Source organism: Isoptericola sp. S6320L (assembly GCF_023015685.1).
Lineage (GTDB): Bacteria > Actinomycetota > Actinomycetes > Actinomycetales > Cellulomonadaceae > Isoptericola > Isoptericola halotolerans_A.
Genome location: NZ_JALKAT010000030.1, coordinates 30,240 through 48,644, shown reverse-complemented (window position 1 = coordinate 48,644; position 18,405 = coordinate 30,240). Strand labels below are relative to the sequence as shown.

Genomic DNA, 18,405 nt, shown 5'->3' with positions numbered 1-18,405 from the left:
GTGGCGTGCCAAAGCGGTCCGGACCACGACGTTCGGCACGGTGACGGTGGCGGGGGCGTGCACGTTTTTGTCCGCTCGTCCTCCGGCGCTCCCTCGGGCTGCCAGCATCGGGGCCAGGACGCCGTCGACCGACGGCACACGTGCGCAAGGAGGCACACATGGTGACCATGACTGGTCGACGGGTGCGCGGGGGCACCGCCGTCCTCGCCGCGAGCGCGCTGGCGCTCACCGGCTGTGCGGGCGGGGCCGACGGAGACGCCGGCGACGACGGCGCGGCGACGATCACGTTCGCGTGGTGGGGTGACGCGACCCGCGCCGACCGGTACGAGGAGGCGATCGACCTCTTCGAGGAGCAGAATCCCGGGGTGACGATCCAGACGTCGTACGCCGGCTGGGGTGACTACTGGACGGCACGCAACACCGAAGCGGCCGGCGGCGCCCTGCCGGACGTCTTCCAGATGGACGTCGCCTACCTGCGGCAGTACGGCGCGACGGGACAGATCCAGCCGCTCGACCAGTACGTGGGCGAGCAGATCGACATCTCCTCGTTCCCGGAGTCGGTGATGCCGGCGACGAAGATCGACGACCAGATCTACGGCATCCCCACGCAGACGACGATCCTCGGGACCTTCTTCAACAACGACCTGCTGGACCAGGTGGGTGTGGACGTGCCGTCGGGTGACCTCACCTGGGACGAGTACGACGCGTTCCTGGGCGAGGTCGGCGCGGCGGGTGCCGACGCCGACCCCCGGATCGAAGGGTCGGTCCAGTACGTGCAGATCTGGTCCGTCTTCGAGATCTGGCTGCTGCAGCAGGGCAAGTCGCTGTACGCCGAGGACGGTGGGTTCGGCTTCACCGAGGCGGACCTGGCGGCCTGGTGGGGCCGGGCGGCGCCACTGTTCGCGAACGGCGGGTTCATGGACCCGGGCAGGGCCGAGCAGATCGAGAGCGACCCGCTGAGCGCGCAGTACACCGCCAGCGAGATCAGCTTCTACAACTTTCTGGTGCGCTTCACCGAGGGCACCGGCGGCGACGAGTTCTCGATGACGGGCGTCCCCGCGGACGACCCGGCGAACCGGGGCGTCTACCTCAAGCCCGGTCTGCAGCTGTCGATGTCGGCCCAGACCGAGCACCCGGAGGTCACGGCGGAGTTCATCGACTTCCTCACGAACGACCCGGCCGTCGAGGAGATCTTCGAGATGTCCCGCGGTGTGCCTATCTCGGCCGGCGCGCGCGAGGGGATCCAGGCGGAGGGCCTCGACCAGGAGATCCTGGCGTACTGGGAGTCGGTCGAGGCCACGGCGATCGACGCCCCCGCGCCGCCGCCCCAAGGTGCGGGTGCCGTCGAGGCGGAGTTCACCCGCATCGCTCAAGACATCGGCTTCGGTGCCCTGTCCGTCGAGGACGGTGTCGAGCAGTTCTTCCTCGCCGGCACCGACCTGCTGGGATAGGGCGACCCACGAGACGTGGCCGCCGGCACGGGCCCTGATCCCGTGCCGGCGGCCACTGCGCTGCCGGCTGCGCGTCGAGATGCCGAGGTGCCGAGATGCCGAGGTGCCGCTCAGACCGCGGCGACGGCCCCGCACGACTCCCGGACGGTGAGCCGGGGGAGCAGCTCGACGTGCCGCGGGGGCCGCCGGTCGCCGTCGTCCTCGGTGAGCCGGTCGACGAGGAGCCGCAGCGCCTCGCGACCGAGCTCGCGTCGGGGCGGGGTGACGGTGGTGAGCGGTACCGCCGCGAGCTCGGCGTTCTCGTCGTCGTAGGCGACGACGGCGAAGTCGTCCGGCACCGTGACCCCCCGGTCGAGCGCGACCTCGAGGAGGCGGGCCGCATGGTCGTCGGTGTGCACGAACGCGGCGCGCGTCCCCGTCGCGAGGCAGTCGTCCAGGAACGACTCGAGCTCGGCACGCAGCCTCGCGGGGTCGTCGTCGCCCTTGGACAACGAGACGTCCGGCCCGGACACCAGGTCGAGGCGTTCGACGGCGGTCGTGAAGCCGTCCCGCACGTGGCGTGCGGTCGGCGTGCGGTCGTAGACGGCGACGGCTACCTGCCGGTGACCGAGCCCGTGCAGGTGCTCGACGGCCACCACGGCACCGTGGGCGTGGTCCGTCCGTACGAGGTCGAGCTCGCTGAGGCTCGTGGTGCCGTCGATCCGCCGTTCGACGAGCACGACGGGTACGGGGATCGATCGCAGCCAGGCGGCGAGCTCCTCCGAGGTCCGCCCACGAGTGGTGGGGGCGACGGCCAGCGCCGTGGCACCGAGAGAGAGCAGGCGGTCGACCTGGGTGGCCTCTACCTCGGGGCGGTAGTGGGAGACACCGAGGACGAGGCGGACGCGGAGCGCGGGAGCGAGGGCCTCCATACCGCGCACGACGTCGGGGAAGTGAGCGGTGGTGCTCGGCACGACCAGCCCGACGAGAGCTCGCGCCGCCTGCGGCCCACGGTTCGCGCTGAGCGCGATCGCGCCGCCGTGCACCCGCGCGAGCCGGCCCGCGCGGTCGAGCTCGATGATGTCGCGGCGGACGGTCACCTCGGAGACGCCCAGGTGGGTCGCGGCCTCGCCGGAGCGGACGCTACCGCGCAGCGCGATCTCACGCAGCAGGTACTCGTGCCGTGCGCGGGGCAGGTGCATGGATCTCCCGTCTCCGTCGACGTCGGTCGCGCGCCGTGGTCTCGTGGCGGTCCGGACCCCAGGACTGTAGCGCGGACGGTGGGCGGCTGATCGAAAATGTCCGAGCGGACGACATCGGCTCCGCACGCACGCAGGATGCCGATGTGACGGATGCAACGACAGCGGTGGTCACCGCGGCACTGGAGCCGACCCGACGGTGGGAGCGGCAGCACTGGCTCGCCACGGCCGACAGGCTGCTCGCCGCCGTCGAGCCGTACGCGTCGTCGGGGCGTTCCCTGATCCGGCTGCCCGGGCCCACCAGCGCCTCGGGAGCCTGGAGCGACGGGCTCGAGGGGTTCGCACGCACCTTCCTCCTTGCGGCGTTCCGCGTGCGGGGCGAGCAGGGGGCCGACCCGCACGGGCTGCTCGAACGCTACGCCGAGGGGCTGCGGCACGGTACCGATCCCGCCGGCGCCGAGCGGTGGCCCCGGATCGACGAGCGTCGGCAGGCCGTCGTCGAGGCGGCGTCCGTCGCGATCGGCCTGTCCGAGACACGCCCGTGGCTCTGGGACCGGCTCGACGACGCCACCCGAGGCCACGTCGTCGACTGGTTGGCGGGCATCGTCGGCACCAGCGGCTACCGCAACAACTGGGTCTGGTTCCAGAACGTGGTCGAGGCGTTCCTCGCCTCGGTCGGCGGCCCGTGGGACCAGGCTGACCTCGACCGCAACGAGGAGCTCGCCGAGGGCCTCTACGTGGGAGACGGCTGGTACTCCGACGGCCGCGGACGCGACGGGCGGCGCCAGTCGTTCGACTACTACGCGGGATGGGCGTGGCACCTGTACCCGCTGCTGCACGCGCGGATCGAGGGCCGTCCGCTGGACCAACGGCACGCGGAGCGGCTGCACGCCTACCTCGGGCAGGCGCAGCACCTCGTCGGCCCGACCGGCGCGCCCGTGCTCCAGGGAAGGTCGATCACCTACCGGTTCGCGATGCTGGCGCCCTTCTGGGCCGGGGCGCTCGCGGGCTCGACGCCGCTGCCACCGGGTGCGACGCGGGCGATCACCTCCGCCGTCGCGGAGCACTTCGTGGCCGCGGGATCCGTCGACGAGCGCGGGCTTCTCCCCACGGGGTGGCACCACCGGTACGACGGCGTGCGTCAGCTCTACAGCGGCGGCTCGTCGCCGTACTGGGCGAGCAAGGGGTTCCTCGGGCTGCTGCTCGACGCCGACGACCCGGTGTGGACGGCCGCGCCCGAGCTGCCGCCGTCGTGGGCGGAGGACCGCGTCACCGCCCTGCCCGTGCCGGGCTGGCTGGTGTCCGCGACGCCGGGCGACGGCATCGTCCGGGTCCTGAACCACGGGTCGGACCGGTTGCTCGAACCGGTCGTGCAGCAGCGTGCCGACGACCCGTTCTACCGCCGGCTGGGATACTCCAACGTGACGTCGCCGCAGCTGACGACCGACGCCGTCGCGGCGCCCGTCGAGTCACATGTCGCGCTGCTCGACGGTTCGGGGGCCCCGTCGCACCGCGACGGCATCGACCGGGTCCGGCTGTCCGAGGACGTCGCCGTCTCCAGGTCGCGCGTGCACTGGCTCGACCTGCCGGGCGGCCGGCCGAGCGACGCGGCGGTGTGGTCCTCGATGCGACGCGGACCGTTCGTGACCACGGCGGCGGTCGTCCGTGGCCGGTTCGAGGTGCGGCTCGCCTGGTGGGACCCGGTGCGTGCCGACGTCGGGCTGCCGCCCGCGACCCCGGTCCCCGCCGCCACCCTGGACGCGGAGGCGGCCTGGCCGGCCGACCCCGGACCCTGGCAACTGCACGTCGGCGGCTGGCCGCTCGCGGCGGGGCGCGACCGGGACCTGCACGTCGAGACCGACGTGGACTGGGTGCGGGTGACCCGGCAGGACGGCACCTCGTCGCTGGTCCGCGGGCTGCGGGGCCTCGATCGCGCCGGCACGACCTCCCGCACCGGTGCCGACCCGTACGGGGAGGCGTCCGTGACCCCGTGGGTGCGCAGCCGGTCCACGGTCGGCCCCGGCGACGTCTCGGCGGCGCTCGTCGTGCTCAGCGGTCGCGGTACCCCGTGGGTGCGCGACGTCGACGCGGTGACCGAGGTGCGGCACGACGAGGGCGAGGTCCACGTCGTGTGGCGGGACGGCCGGGTCGACACCCTGTCCGTGACCGAGGGGGACGACGCATGAGGCGTCTGCGTGCCGCCTTCGCGCTGCGACGGCCCGAGCTCCTGCCCGACCTGTTCGACGCCACGGCCCGCGAGCGCCTCGCGGCGGTGGCGGACGTCGCCCCGGAGGCCGTCACGGCCGCCGACGGCGAGGGCGTCGACCGTGTGCTGCGCGACGTCGAGGTCCTGGTGACCGGTTGGGGAGCGCCTCGTCTCGACGCGGAGCTGCTGGCCCGCGCGCCGCGGTTGCGCGCGGTGGTGCACGCGGCCGGGTCGGTGAAGAAGTTCGTCACCGAGGAGGTCTGGACGCGGGGGATCGACGTCTCCAGCGCCGCGACGGCGAACGCCCGACCGGTCGCGGAGTACACGCTCGCGATGATCCTCCTGGCCGGCAAGCGGGTGCTCGAGTCGGCGGCGGCGTTCGACCGGCATCGGTCCTTCACCGGTTGGCACCTGCCGCCGCACGGGAACAACGGCCTGGTGGTCGGCCTCGTCGGTGCCTCGCGCACCGGCCGGCAGGTCCTGGAGCTGCTCGCGCCGTTCGACACGGACGTGCTGCTCCACGACCCGTTCGTCGACGCCGCGGAGGCGCGCTCCCTGGGGGCCACCGCCGTCGGGCTCGACGAGCTGCTGCGCCGGTCCGACGTCGTCTCCCTGCACGCCCCCGCGCTGCCCGAGACGTACCGCATGATCGGCGGGCGTGAGCTCGCGCTCCTGCGCGACCACAGCACGCTGCTCAACACGGGACGCGGGCAGCTGGTCGACACCGCCGCGCTCACGGCCGAGGTGCTCGCCGGCAGGCTGCGGGCGATCCTCGACGTCACGGACCCGGAGCCGCTGCCCGCGGACCACCCGTTGTACGGGGCGCCCGGTGCGTTGCTGACGCCGCACGTCGCCGGGTCGTCGGGCAACGAGCTGCGCCGGCTCGGGGACAGCGCCGTCGCGGAGGTGGAGCGGCTGGCCGCGGGCCGGGGACTCGCGCATCCCGTCCGGCCCGAGCACCTGGCCCGGACGGCCTGACGTGCCGTCCACCTGGCCGCGTCCGGTTTTGATCGTTTGACCGCGGGTCCGCCACGGACCTCCCACCCTGAGGGTGTCCATCGAGGGGCACGACAACCCGTCACGAAGGAGTGACCACCATGGCCGACGTCAGTCGCCGAACCGTCCTGACCAGCGCCCTGACCGCAGGCGCCGCCACCGCGCTCGGGTCACAGACCGCCCACGCCGCGCCGACGACGGCGCTGCCCGCCGCGCCAGACCTCACGGGTCACGACCCCGTCGACGTGCGGTGGCTGGAGGGCACGCCCGCGGCGCTCGCCGCCGGGACCACGTGGGGCGTGCCCTGGCCGCGGGGTGCGCTCGGGACCAACCAGCGGTTCGCCCTGACGGCCACCACCGGCGAGGACGTCCCGCTCCAGACGTGGCCGACCGCCTGGTGGCCCGACGGCTCGGTGAAGTGGACGGCGCACGCGGTGAGCGGCGACGCCCCACGGGCCGCGTCGTACCGGCTCGGGCCCGGCCGACCCGCCCGGCCGGGGGTGGCCGTCGTCGTCGCCGAGCGGCACGACCGGGTCGTCGTCGACACGGGGACCATCGAGGTCGTCTTCGCACGTCACGGCCAGCGCGTCGTGCGCACGATCACCCGGGACGGCGAGGTGATCGCCCGTCACGGGCGGCTCGTCGCCTCGCGGCAGGACGCCGCCGACACGGACGACCCGCGCAGCGTGCGGTACGAGGACTTCGAGGGCACGGTCGAGGACGTCACGGTCGAGCAGGCCGGCCCGGTCCGGGCCGTGATCAAGGTGGAGGGCAAGCACCGCCGCGGGGCGCGCGAGTGGCTGCCCTTCGTGCTGCGGTTCGCGTTGTTCGCCGGCTCGGACGGCATCCGGCTGGTCCACACCTTCTTCTACGACGGTGACGAGGAGCGCGACTTCGTCCGCAGCCTGGGGGTGCGGTTCACCGTCCCGATGCGCGGGGAGCTCTACGACCGGCACGTCCGCCTCGCCGGCACGGACGGCGGCGTCCTCGCCGAGGCGGTCCGGGGGATCACCGGGCTGCGGCGCGACCCCGGGGAGGCGGTGCGGGCCGCGCAGGTCGACGGTCGGGCCCTGCCGGACCCCAGCACGTGGGACACCCGCGTCACGGACCGGCTGCACTGGATCCCCGCCTGGGGCGACTACAGCCTCTCCCAGCTCACGGCGCACGGTTTCGAGATCCGCAAGCGCACGGGGAACGGGCATTCGTGGGTCCGGTCCGACGCCGGGACCCGCTCGGCGGGCCTGGCCTACGTCGGCACGCCCTCGGGCGGGCTCGCCTTCGGCATGCGCAACTTCTGGCAGCTGCACCCCACCGAGCTCGAGATCGCCGGGGCCGCGGGCGACGAGGCGGAGGCCACGGTCTGGATGTGGTTCCCCCGCGCCGACGCCATGGACGTGCGGTTCTACCACGACGGCATGGGGCAGGACACGTACGAGGAGCAGCTCGACGCGCTCAACATCACCTACGAGGACTACGAGCCCGGCTTCGGCACGCCGTACGGCGTCGCCCGCACGACCGAGCTGATGTTCTGGGCGCTGCCCGCGACGCCCACGCCGGCCCGGTTCGCCGAGCTCGCCGAGGCCAGCGCGACGCCACCGCTGCTGGCGAGCAGCCCGCAGCACAACCACTCCACGGGGGTGTTCGGCTCCTGGACGCCGGTCGACCGCTCGAACGCCGCGAAGGCCGAGCTGGAGGACCGGCTCGACGCGATCCACCGGTACCACCTCGAGCAGGTGGACCAGCGCTCCTGGTACGGGTTCTGGGACTACGGGGACGTCATGCACTCCTACGACGGCGACCGGCACCAGTGGCGGTACGACGTCGGCGGGTACGCGTGGGACAACTCGGAGCTGTCGACGGACATGTGGCTCTGGTACCACTACCTGCGCACCGGCGACGCCGCGGCGTTCCGGTTCGCCGAGGCCATGACCCGGCACACGGGGGAGGTGGACGTCTACCACCTCGGGGTCTGGAAGGGCCTGGGCACCCGGCACAACGTCCAGCACTGGGGCGACAGCGCCAAGCAGGTTCGGATCAGCAACGCCAACTACCGGAGGTTCTACTACTACCTCACCGGCGACGAGCGCTGCGGGGACCTGCTGCGCGAGCTGGTCGACTCCGACCGGACGTACCTGGAGCTCAACGCGACGCGCAAGATCGACGGTTCGACCGGCGAGTACGACCCGGACCCACGGGCCCTGCCGCTGGGCACCACGACGGACTGGGGCGCCATCGCCGGCGCGTGGCTCACGGAGTGGGAGCGTCGCGGCGACCCGGAGGCGAAGCGGCGGCTGCTTCGCAGTGCGCGGTCGATCGCCGCGCTGCCCAACGGCTGGGTCCAGGCCGGCACCACGTACAACCTGCACGACGCCGTCTTCAGCTCGGGCGACGAGAAGGAGGTCGCCGTCGGCAGCCTCAGCTCCGTCTTCGGCCTGATCGAGGTCATGACCGAGCTCCTCGACCTGGTCGACGAGCCCGAGGTCGAGGCAAAGTGGGTGGAGTTCTGCCGCCTGTACAACGCCTCCCGGGAGGAGCAGGCAGAGGTCACGGGGGAGCACTGGGGCAGCCTCAACCTCCGCCAGTCGTACGCGCGGGCCACCGCGTACGCGGCGGTCCGGCTCGAGGACGACGCCCTGGCGGCACGAGCGTGGCAGGAGCTGCGCACCGGTCACGCCGGGTACCCGGACGACCACGACTGGGGCACGCGGCGCATCGAGCCGCCCGCCGTGCTGCACCCGGTCGACGAGGCGAACTTCTCGACCAACGCCAGCGCGCAGTACGGCCTGGCGGCCATGCAGTGCCTCGCGCTGGTCGGAGACCGCCTGTGAGGCGCTTGCGGCGGGACGTCAGGGCCCGAGCGCCCCGACCGGGATGACCTGAACACCGTCGTCGCGGCGATACCCGTACCCCGTCGCCGTGATCACGGCGTCGGGGGCTACGGACGCGGCTTCCCGTGCGGGGCGATCCGTGTCGAGGCGCACTGCCGTCGCGGCTTCCTGGGCGGTCGCTGTCTTGCCGCACGCCTTCGGCCCCTCGATCAAGACGGCCCCGGACGTCTGCAGAGCGATCCTCAACTCATCGTCGACGACACGGCGTCTGTACTCCACCGCTCCTCATCAAGGACTGGACCGACAGGTTGCACCGGTTCTGATCGACAGGTTGCACTGCGCGTCGCGTCTCACAGCGGTGGCGTCCGGGAGCGCCGGCGGGCCCCTCTAGTCTGGTGAGGTGACCTCCACAGCTCCTGCCGGCCAGCGCCCGCGCGGCACCGCGCCCGCGCCCGCCCGGCCCTGGTGGATCATCGCCGCCGGGCCGGGCGCCGTCGTGGCCGCGATCCTCGCGCTGCTCCTCGCGGGCTCCTGGTCCGGGGCCTTCGAGGCGCTCGGGACGTTCTCCGACCCGGGGGCCGTCGCCCGCTGGGGGTCGCCCCTCGCCACCGTCCTGGCCGAGCTCGGCGTGGCCGTGACGCTCGGCAGCCTGTTCGCGGCGGCGTGCCTCGTGCCGCCCGGGCGGGCGCAGGCGCGCCTGCTCGACGTCGCGGGGTGGGCCGCCGCGGTGTGGGCCGTCGCCGCGGTGGTCGAGCTCGTCCTGCAGTACGCCGTGGTCTCGGCGCTGTCGCCCACGGCGGGCAACTTCGGGCAGGGCCTGACGCAGTTCGTGATCGACGTCGAGCTCGGCCGCATCTCCCTCGGCATCATCGCGCTCGCGGCGGTGACCTCAGGGGTCGCGCTCGCCGTGCGGGGTCCGGTAGGTGCGCTCTGCACGGCGCTGCTGCCCGTCGCGGCGCTGACGTTGCAGTCCACCACCGGCCACGCCGCCGGGGCGGCCGACCACTTCCTGGCGATCGGCGCGATGTGGCTGCACCTCATGGGCGCCGCGCCGTGGCTCGGCGGGCTCGCGGCGCTGGCCGTCCTCGTCGTCGGCCGGTTCGACGACGTCACCACCGCCGCCGTTGCGCGGTACTCGCCCGTGGCGGCCTGGTGCCTGGTCGCGGTCGGGGTGTCCGGCGTCGCCAACGCGTGGATCCGGATGGAGGGGTTCGACGACCTCGCGACGAGCTATGGCGTCCTGCTGGTCGTGAAGATCGTCCTGACCGCTGCCCTGGGCGTGCTCGGGTGGGCGCACCGCACCTGGATCGTCGGCCGGCTGGAGCGCGGGGCGTCCGCGGTGCGCCGGCTGTTCTGGCAGCTCCTCGCCGTCGAGCTCCTCGTCATCGGCGCGGTCTCCGGGGTGGCGGTGGCGCTCGGGTCCACCGCACCACCGGTGCCGGACGAGGTGCCCACGGACGCCTCGCCCGCCTACCAGCTCACCGGCTACGCGCTGCCCCCGGAGCCGACGGCGACGCGCTGGCTCACCGAGTGGGCCGTGGAGCCGATCCTCGCGTTCGCCTGCGTCGCCGGGATCGTCGTCTACGTGCGCTGGGTGCTGCGGCTGCGGCGGCGCGGCGACCGGTGGCCCCTGGGGCGGACGCTGACGTGGTGCGCGGGGATGCTCGTGCTGATCTGGACCACCAACGGCGCCCCGACCGTCTACGGGCACGTCATCTTCAGCGGCCACATGGTCCAGCACATGACGCTGGCGATGCTGGTGCCGCTGCTGCTCGTCCTCGCCGCCCCGGTCACGCTGCTGCTGCGCGCGGTGCCGGCCCGCAAGGACGGCTCGCGGGGGCCGCGGGAGTGGGTGCTGGCGCTGGTCCACTCCCGGGTGGGCACCTTCCTCGCGCAGCCGGTGGTGGCCGCCGTGCTCTTCGCGGGCGGCATGATCGCGTTCTACTTCACGCCCCTGTTCGAGCTCGCCCTGACGAACCACCTGGGGCACCTGTGGATGATCGTGCACTTCACGATCGTCGGGTACCTGTTCGCGAACGCCCTCGTCGGCATCGACCCGGGCCCGCAGCGTCCCGGCTACCCGATGCGTCTCGTGCTGCTGTTCGCCACGATGGTGTTCCACGCGTTCTTCGGCGTGGTGCTGACCACCGGCACGTCCCTGCTCGTCGCGGACTGGTACGGCAACATGGGCCGCGACTGGGGCCTGAGCGCCATCGCCGACCAGCAGCGCGGCGGCGGCATCGCCTGGGGCATCGGCGAGCTGCCGACGCTCGCGCTGGCGATCATCGTCGCCGTGCAGTGGACCCGGTCGGACGAGCGGGAGGCCCGGCGCCGCGACCGGCAGGCCGAGCGCGACGGCGACGCGGAGCTCACCGCCTACAACGACATGCTGGCCCGGATGGCCGACCAGGACGAGACCGCCGGCCGCTGACGCTCCGACCGGCCGACGCGCCGGCACGTGCCCGACGGGCTGTCAGAACAGCCCGTCGAGGACCCGCGGCGCCAGGCCGAGCGCCGTCGTCGTCGCCAGGCCGTCCGCGACCGTCACCGTCCGCACGCCCGGCATGGGCTCGGTGAGCACGAACGGGTCGTCCGCGCCGGGCCCCGGGGCACGGACGATCTCGGTGACCGACCAGCGGCTGCGGACCGTCGGCCGGCCGGTGCCGAGCAGCGCCGCCGTCTCGCGCAGCAGCAGCTCGTCGACGTCCTCCGAGCGGCCCGTCGCGTCCGCGGGCGCCCGCCCGTCGCCGACGACGACGGACCCGTCCTGCTGCGCCGTGAGCGTCAGGTGGATCTCGGCCGCGAGCAGCTCGGGGTGCCGGGTGCGCAGGCGCTCGCGGACCCCGCCGAGTGCGCGGCTGTGCAGGTAGGCGCCGTCGCGTACGAGCGTGCTCGCGCCGACCAGCACGGGGCCGGTGGCGAGCCGCTCGGCCGGTGGGCCGCCGTCGGGCAGCGGGGGCGCGATCCGCAGCATCTGGCGACGCACGGGCAGGAGGCGGTCGCCGACCTCGCCGAAGAGCTGCCCGACGTCGTGCCCGACCGCGACCACGACGCGCTTGGCGACGACCTCCCCGCGCGAGGTCCGCACGAGGGTGCAGCCGCTGCCGGCGTCGAAGGTCTGGGCAGCGGTCGACCAGGCGACGTGCGCCTGGGGGCGCCCGCCGAGCCAGTCCGCGACGATGCCGAGCGCCGCCGCGGGCTCGACCCGCAGGTCGAGGGGCAGGAACACGCCTCCGACGGCGTCGGCCACGGGCGTGCGGTCCGCGACCTCGCGGCCCGTCAGGAGCGTGGCGTCCCCGGCGCGCGCGGCGACGAGGTCGTCCAGGACGGCGAGCTCGTCCGGGTGCCCGGCGGCGACGACGGCGCCGCACTCCCGGACGCCGAAGCCCGCCTCGCGGCCGAGCTTCAGCCAGCGTTCCCGGGAGGCCAGGGCGCAGGCGAGCGCGGTGGTGTCCTGGGTCGTGATGGCGAGGTGACCACCGCGCCGAGCGGCGCTGCCGACCGGTCGCCGGGCGGCGTCGACGACGAGCACCGACAGCCCGCGCGCGTGCGCCTCGACGGCGTGCGCGAGCCCGACCGCACCCGCTCCGACGACCGCGAGGTCGACCTTCGCAGGGAGCGGGGGCTGCGCGCTGTCGTGGTTCACGTCCAGAATCTGCCTGAGCACATGGCCGGCGTTCAAGGCGGGGATGGCCTGTGGACAAGGTGTTCGGCCAGTGTTCACCTGCGGTTCGGTCCGGCGTTCCCGCAGGGTCGCGCCGGCCCTCCGCCGGCCCTCCGCGGGGCCCTCCGCGGGGCCGTCCGTGGGCCCGTCCGCCGGGCGGTCCCGGGCAGTTGTGGTAGACCCGTCTGCGTGACCCAGGACACCTCGGCGGACGCCGCTCCGCACCCCCAGACCCCGTTCCACGACCTCGACTCCTACCTCGCGCTCGGGCGCGTCGGAGGGCTGGTGCTCAGCCCCGACGGCACGCGCCTCGTCACCGCGGTGCAGAGCCTCGACCCGGCGCGCACCGGTTTCGTCTCGGCGCTGTGGGAGGTCGACCCGGCCGGCGAGCGCCCGGCCCGGCGCCTCACCCGCAGCGCCAAGGGCGAGTCCTCCGCGGCGTTCACGGCCGCCGGTGACCTGCTGTTCACCTCGGCCCGCCCGGACCCGGACGGCACGCCGGACGACGACGCCCGCGCCGCGCTGTGGAGCCTGCCCGCCGGGGGCGGCGAGGCACGCGTGGTGGCGACCGCTCCCGGTGGCCTCGGCGGCATCTGCACGGCGCGGGACGCCGACGTCGTGTCGGTGACGGCGCCGGTGCTGCCCTCGGCGGCGGACCTCGCCGAGGACGCCGGGCTGCGCAAGACCCGCAAGGACCTCAAGGTGGACGCCGTCTGGCACACGGGCTACCCGGTGCGGCACTGGGACCACGACCTGGGCCCGGACGCGGACCGCCGGTTCGCGTTGTCGCTCGGCCGGCTCGCCGAGGGGGAGCAGGCCGAGCTGCGCCAGCTGACCGGGGCCGGCCGCCAGCTCGACGAGGCGGGAGCCGCGCTGTCGCCCGACGGCGCGACGCTCGTGACCTCCTGGACGGTGGACGACGCCGGTGCCGCCCGGCGCGAGACGCTGGTCGCCGTCGACACGGCCACGGGGGAGCGGCGCACCCTGGTCGACGACCCCGACGCCGAGGTCGGCTCGCCCGTGGTCTCGCCGGACGGGCGCTGGGTGGCCTACGTGACCTCGACGATCACCTCGCCGACCGAGTCGCCGGTGGTGCGGGCGGGCCTGGTGGCGCTGGACGGCAGCGGTGAGCCCGAGGTCCTCGCCGACGACTGGGACCGCTGGCCCACGTCGCTGGCGTGGCTCCCCGACGCGTCGGGCCTGCTGGTCACCGCGGACGAGGACGGCCGCGGCCCGGTGTTCCTGCTGACCTTCGGCGCCCCGGGCGCAGGTTCGGTGACGGTCGAGCGGGTCACGGCGGACGCCGCGACGTTCACCGACGTCCAGGTGGCGCCGGACGGCTCGGCGTTCTACGCGCTGCGCACCTCCTACGCCGCGCCGTCGGAGCCCGTCCGGGTCGACCTGGCGGCGTTCGTGGCGTCCGGCGCACCGGGGGAGCGCGAGCCGGTGGCCGCCGTCGTCCTCCCGTCGCCCGCGCCGGCGCCGGAGCTGCCGGGCACGCTCACCGAGGTGGAGACGACGGCGGAGGACGGCTCGCGCGTGCGGGCCTGGCTCGCGCTGCCGGCCGGTGCCTCGGCCGCGGACCCGGCGCCGCTGCTGCTGTGGATCCACGGCGGGCCGCTGAACTCGTGGAACGCCTGGTCGTGGCGCTGGAACCCGTGGATCATGGTCGCCCGCGGGTACGCGGTGCTGCTGCCGGACCCGGCGCTGTCCACCGGGTACGGGCAGGAGTTCGTGCAGCGCGGGTGGGGTGCGTGGGGCGACAAGCCGTACACCGACCTGCTGGCGATCACCGACGCCGCGGAGGCGCTCGACGAGATCGACGCCTCGCGGACGGCGGCGATGGGCGGCTCGTTCGGCGGGTACATGGCGAACTGGGTGGCGGGGCACACGGACCGGTTCCGCGCGATCGTCACCCACGCCTCGCTGTGGGCGCTCGACCAGTTCGGCCCGACGACGGACCACGCCTACTACTGGGCGCGCGAGATGACGCCGGAGATGGCCGAGGCGCACAGCCCGCACCGGTACGTCGGTGACATCCGCACGCCGGTGCTGGTGGTCCACGGCGACAAGGACTACCGGGTGCCGATCGGAGAGGGCCTGCGGCTGTGGCGCGAGCTCCTGGCCGACTCCGGGCTGCCGGCCGCCGACGACGGCACCACGGTGCACCGGTTCCTGTACTTCCCGACCGAGAACCACTGGGTGCTCGCACCGCAGCACGCGAAGGTCTGGTACTCCGGCGTGCTGGCGTTCCTGGCCGAGCACGTGCTCGACGTGCCGGACGGCGAGGGCGACAGGGTCCTGCCGACCACGCTCGGCTGAGGCCCCACGCCGAGGCCCCACGCCGAGGTGCCGAACGTCGAGGTTCGGACCGTTATCGGGAGTCATAGCGGTCCGGACCTCGACACTCGGCGAACGGGGTGGGTGCTCATCTGGGCGAGCGCCATCGCTCATCTGTTACGTTGGAGTCCCTGGACCCGACGGAGCAAGGACGCGCCATGACCGCACTCAGCGACGAGAACCTGGGCACCCTGCGCAGCGCCGGGGGCGGCGCCGGCGGGCTGGCCCTGCCGGGATACGACCGTTCCGCGCTCCGCGCGGGGATCGTGCACCTGGGGGTCGGCGGCTTCCACCGGGCGCACCAGGCGATGTACCTCGACCGGCTCATGGCCCAGGGCGAGGCGCTCGACTGGGCCATCTGCGGCGTCGGGGTGCTGCCGCACGACGCGCGCATGCGCGACGCGCTCCGCTCCCAGGACGGCCTGTACACCCTGGTGCTCAAGCACCCCGACGGCGCCCTCGAGGGCCGCGTGATCGGGTCGGTCGTGGACTTCCTGCTCGCCCCGGACGACCCGGAGGCGGTCATCGAGAAGATGGCCTCGCCGCAGATCCGCATCGTCTCCCTGACGGTGACCGAGGGCGGCTACAACGTGCACCCGGTGACCGGGGAGTTCGACGAGTCCGACCCGGCCGTGCAGGCCGACCTGGCACCCGGTGCCGAGCCCGCGACGTCGTTCGGGCTCGTGACCGAGGCCCTGCGCCGGCGCCGGGACCGGGGGATCGCCCCCTTCACCGTGATGAGCTGCGACAACATCCAGGGCAACGGCGAGGTCGCGCACAAGATGTTCGGTGCCTTCGCGCGGCTCAAGGACCCCGAGCTCGGCGCGTGGATCGAGGAGCACGTGCCGTTCCCCAACTCGATGGTCGATCGGATCACGCCGGTCACCACGGACGACGACCGCGCCATGGTCGCCGAGCAGTTCGGGGTCGACGACGCCTGGCCCGTGGTCGCCGAACCCTTCTGCCAGTGGGTGCTCGAGGGCCGCTTCGCCGACGGGCGGCCGCCGCTCGAGGAGGTCGGCGTCCAGGTGGTCGACGACGTCGAGCCCTACGAGCTGATGAAGCTGCGGCTGCTCAACGCGAGCCACCAGGCGCTGTGCTACCTCGGCTATCTGGCCGGCTACCGGTACGCCCACGAGGTGTGCGCCGACGAGACGTTCGTGCGGTTCCTGCTCGACTACATGGAGCGCGAGGCCACCCCCACGCTGCAGCCGGTCCCCGGCATCGACCTCGACGACTACCGGCGCACGCTCGTCGAGCGGTTCGCGAACCCCGCCGTGCGGGACACGCTCGCGCGGCTGTGCGCCGAGTCCTCGGACCGGATCCCGAAGTGGTTGCTGCCGGTGGTGCGGGAGAACCTGGCCGACGGCGGTGAGATCCACCGCGCGGCCGCCGTCGTCGCCGCGTGGGCCCGCTACGACGAGGGCGTCGACGAGCAGGGCGAGCCGATCGAGATCGTGGACCGGCTCGCCGACCGGCTCCGCGCGGCGGCCGCCCGGCAGAGCGAGGACCCGCTGGCGTTCCTGCGCGACCGCGAGCTGTTCGGCGACCTCGTGGACGACCAGCGCTTCACGGCCGCCTACCTCGCGGCGCTGGAGTCGCTGCACCGGGACGGCGCCCAGGTGACGGTGGAGGTGCTGGCAGGCTGACGAGTGCCGCCTGCCGGGCTGCCTCCTGCGGGTAGGGCGTCTCCCGGCTCTCCTGCTGGAACCGGCGGTGGAAGTCGCCCACCACCGCGGCGACCGGCGCGTCGCGCGCGAGGATGGCCGCGACCGCCGTCGGAGCTCCCTCCGGGACGACACCGTGGGCGCAGGCGCGCACGAACGCGCGGCGTTCCTCCGGCGCGTACCCGTACAGGGCGACCGCCAGCCAGTTCACCAGGTACGTCGCGGCGTAGTCCTGGTCGTAGGTCTGGTGCTCGTCGAAGAACGTGGCCTCGTCCGGCGCCAGCTCGAAGCGCGACGAGACGGCCAGGCCGTAGTCGGCGACGTAGAGCCGGTGGCCGTCGGTGAGGATGTTCTCGAAGTGGGCGTCGAGGTGCAGCAGCCCGCGGGCGCTCATGAACCCGACGGCGGTCCGCAGCTCGTCGTCCACCCAGGCGCACGCCGCCTCGGCCACCTCGCCGCCGGCGTCCACCCGGGCGCTCAGCCAGTCGTGCAGGGTCTGCGGGATGTGCTCGAGGAACAGCAGCAGGCTCGCGGACGAGTCCCGCAGCTCCTCGATCCGGCGGCGCACCGCTGGTCCGCCGCCCCAGTAGGCGACGGCTCGCTCCACGTCGGCCAGCTCCTCGGGCAGCGGGTGGCCGCCGTCCGGCAGCACCCGCCAGTGGTGCATCAGCGGGAAGCCCTCGTGGTCCCCGGCGATCACCCAGCCCGTGGTCATGGTGTGCACGGCGAGCTCGCGCCAGGCGCCCCACCCCGGACCGCCGATGGTGCCGATGCCGTAGTGGCAGAAGCTCGGCAGCCCGAACAGGTTCGCCGTGGAGCGGACGTGCTCCGGTCGCCGCTCGAGGTCGGTCAGCCGCACCCGCTTGACGAACACCGGGGTGCCGTCGACGTCCAGCCGCACGGTCGTGCCACCGATCCCGGACCCGATCGCCGGAGCGGCGTCCACGAGCTCGCGCAGCCGGTGGTCGCTGTGCAGGGACAGCGCGGTGGCGACGGCGGCGTGGGCAGCGAGGCGAGCGACCCGCGTCCTGTCAGAGGTGGTCAAGGATGCCGGCGGGCGGGTCCGCCAGGAGGTGCTCGAGCTCGACCGCGGCGGCGTCGTCCATGACGAGCACCGTGGCGATCCCGCCCAGGACGGCGCCCCGCAGCCCGGCCGCCGCCTCGGTGCCGTAGCCGATCGCCACCACGTCCGGCGTGCGGACGAGCTGGTCGAGCGTGACGCCCACGACGCGGGCGTCGAGCGGCGTGACCACCGCGCGCCCCCGGGTGTCGAAGAGCCGGCCGGAGCACTCGCCGACGGCGCCGGCCTCGGTGGCGGCGCGCCGCTCGGCCTCGGTGACCTGCGGGTAGACGGTGGAGCCCGTGGCGTTCCAGCTGCCGATCGACACGACGGCGAGGTCGAGGGCGTCGGCCCGGTCGAGCGCGGCGGCGATCTCCGGCTGCTGCCGCATGCCGCGCGCCGTCGCGGGGTCGCCGACGAGGAGAGGGGACCAGACGGGCCAGGTGCGCACGCCGGCCATGGTGGTGAAGCGCTGGATGAGCTCGAGCGAGTTCCCGCTGCCGTGCACGGGCAGCGCGCCGACGAGCTGGACGACGTCGCAGGGCGGCAGGGTGCCGAGGGTGCGGACCGCCGCCTCGATGGTCCGGGACCACGAGACGCCGACGGTCGCACCGGAGCTGACCCGGGCCGCCATGACGCGCGCGAGCTCGCGGGCGAGCGCCGCACGCGTCGTGTCCCGGTCGTCGGCGCCCGGGACGATGACGACCTCCTGGGCGCCGAGCCGCTCCGCGAGGCGCCGGGCCCGTCCCGCGTCGAGGTGGGCCGGTGCGGCGATCTCGATACGCACGATGCCGGCGTCGCGGGCCTCGGTGAGCAGCCGGGCCACCTGGAACCGCGAGATGCCGCGGTTCTTCGCGATCTCGACCTTCGACAGCCCGTCGAGGTAGTAGTCCGTGCTCACCTCCACGAGGAGGCGCGTGTGCTCGGCGTCGGTCACTGGTCCTCGTCTCCCCGGCGACGCTGGTCTCCGGCAACGCTGCGCGAAAGTTTGAGCGGATGGCCTTGCTCACGTGAG

At 74.0% G+C, this 18,405-nt stretch carries 12 protein-coding genes; 7 read left to right on the top strand and 5 right to left on the bottom strand.

The window, feature by feature from the left end; all coding sequences use genetic code 11:
• The first annotated feature begins 158 nt into the window (after positions 1-158).
• Positions 159-1,451, top strand: a complete 1,293-nt coding sequence (locus MWU57_RS14365; RefSeq protein WP_243400779.1) for an ABC transporter substrate-binding protein — start codon at positions 159-161, stop codon at positions 1,449-1,451.
• A gap of 110 nt (positions 1,452-1,561) precedes the next feature.
• Here MWU57_RS14365 and MWU57_RS14360 read toward each other — a convergent pair whose 3' ends face one another.
• Positions 1,562-2,632: a LacI family DNA-binding transcriptional regulator gene (locus MWU57_RS14360; protein WP_246910019.1), complete on the bottom strand. Its 1,071-nt coding sequence runs from the start codon at positions 2,630-2,632 to the stop codon at positions 1,562-1,564.
• A 143-nt stretch (positions 2,633-2,775) separates the two neighbouring features.
• Here MWU57_RS14360 and MWU57_RS14355 point away from each other — a divergent pair, with 143 nt between their 5' ends.
• From MWU57_RS14355 to MWU57_RS14345, 3 genes are all read left to right on the top strand, one after another.
• Complete coding sequence (locus MWU57_RS14355; protein ID WP_246910017.1) at positions 2,776-4,815, top strand: DUF2264 domain-containing protein; 2,040 nt, start codon at positions 2,776-2,778, stop codon at positions 4,813-4,815.
• Positions 4,812-5,813, top strand: coding sequence for a hydroxyacid dehydrogenase (locus MWU57_RS14350; protein ID WP_246910015.1), 1,002 nt, complete (start codon positions 4,812-4,814; stop codon positions 5,811-5,813). Before MWU57_RS14355 ends, MWU57_RS14350 begins: the two co-directional genes overlap by 4 nt.
• 119 nt (positions 5,814-5,932) lie before the next feature.
• Complete coding sequence (locus MWU57_RS14345; protein ID WP_246910013.1) at positions 5,933-8,659, top strand: Tat pathway signal sequence domain protein; 2,727 nt, start codon at positions 5,933-5,935, stop codon at positions 8,657-8,659.
• A gap of 18 nt (positions 8,660-8,677) precedes the next feature.
• On the opposite strand, the gene MWU57_RS14340 is transcribed toward MWU57_RS14345, so the two are convergent.
• Positions 8,678-8,938, bottom strand: coding sequence for a hypothetical protein (locus MWU57_RS14340; protein ID WP_246910011.1), 261 nt, complete (start codon positions 8,936-8,938; stop codon positions 8,678-8,680).
• Positions 8,939-9,059: 121 nt separating this feature from the next.
• Between MWU57_RS14340 and MWU57_RS14335 the strand changes: the two genes are divergently transcribed.
• Positions 9,060-11,090 carry a cytochrome c oxidase assembly protein gene (locus tag MWU57_RS14335; RefSeq protein WP_246909992.1) on the top strand — a complete coding sequence of 677 codons (2,031 nt, stop codon included), beginning with the start codon at positions 9,060-9,062 and terminating at the stop codon, positions 11,088-11,090.
• Positions 11,091-11,132: 42 nt separating this feature from the next.
• Here MWU57_RS14335 and MWU57_RS14330 read toward each other — a convergent pair whose 3' ends face one another.
• Positions 11,133-12,305, bottom strand: coding sequence for an FAD-dependent oxidoreductase (locus MWU57_RS14330; protein ID WP_246909991.1), 1,173 nt, complete (start codon positions 12,303-12,305; stop codon positions 11,133-11,135).
• Between the two features lie 207 nt (positions 12,306-12,512).
• Here MWU57_RS14330 and MWU57_RS14325 point away from each other — a divergent pair, with 207 nt between their 5' ends.
• Complete coding sequence (locus tag MWU57_RS14325) at positions 12,513-14,645, top strand: alpha/beta fold hydrolase (protein WP_246909988.1); 2,133 nt, start codon at positions 12,513-12,515, stop codon at positions 14,643-14,645.
• A 176-nt stretch (positions 14,646-14,821) separates the two neighbouring features.
• Positions 14,822-16,312: a mannitol dehydrogenase family protein gene (locus MWU57_RS14320; protein ID WP_246909985.1), complete on the top strand. Its 1,491-nt coding sequence runs from the start codon at positions 14,822-14,824 to the stop codon at positions 16,310-16,312.
• On the opposite strand, the gene MWU57_RS14315 is transcribed toward MWU57_RS14320, so the two are convergent.
• Positions 16,233-17,375, bottom strand: a complete 1,143-nt coding sequence (locus MWU57_RS14315; protein WP_246909984.1) for a protein kinase family protein — start codon at positions 17,373-17,375, stop codon at positions 16,233-16,235. The two genes, MWU57_RS14320 and MWU57_RS14315, sit on opposite strands and share 80 nt — an antisense overlap.
• Positions 17,362-18,327, bottom strand: a complete 966-nt coding sequence (locus MWU57_RS14310; protein WP_246909982.1) for a sugar-binding transcriptional regulator — start codon at positions 18,325-18,327, stop codon at positions 17,362-17,364. The genes MWU57_RS14315 and MWU57_RS14310 overlap by 14 nt, the downstream gene beginning before the upstream one ends.
• Positions 18,328-18,405 lie beyond the last annotated feature (78 nt).

Coding starts and splice junctions, on each gene's coding strand:
- MWU57_RS14365 (WP_243400779.1), top strand. CDS start 159: ATGGTGACCATGACTGGTCGACGGGTGCGCGGGGGCACCGCCGTCCTC.
- MWU57_RS14360 (WP_246910019.1), bottom strand. CDS start 2,632: ATGCACCTGCCCCGCGCACGGCACGAGTACCTGCTGCGTGAGATCGCG.
- MWU57_RS14350 (WP_246910015.1), top strand. CDS start 4,812: ATGAGGCGTCTGCGTGCCGCCTTCGCGCTGCGACGGCCCGAGCTCCTG.
- MWU57_RS14345 (WP_246910013.1), top strand. CDS start 5,933: ATGGCCGACGTCAGTCGCCGAACCGTCCTGACCAGCGCCCTGACCGCA.
- MWU57_RS14320 (WP_246909985.1), top strand. CDS start 14,822: ATGACCGCACTCAGCGACGAGAACCTGGGCACCCTGCGCAGCGCCGGG.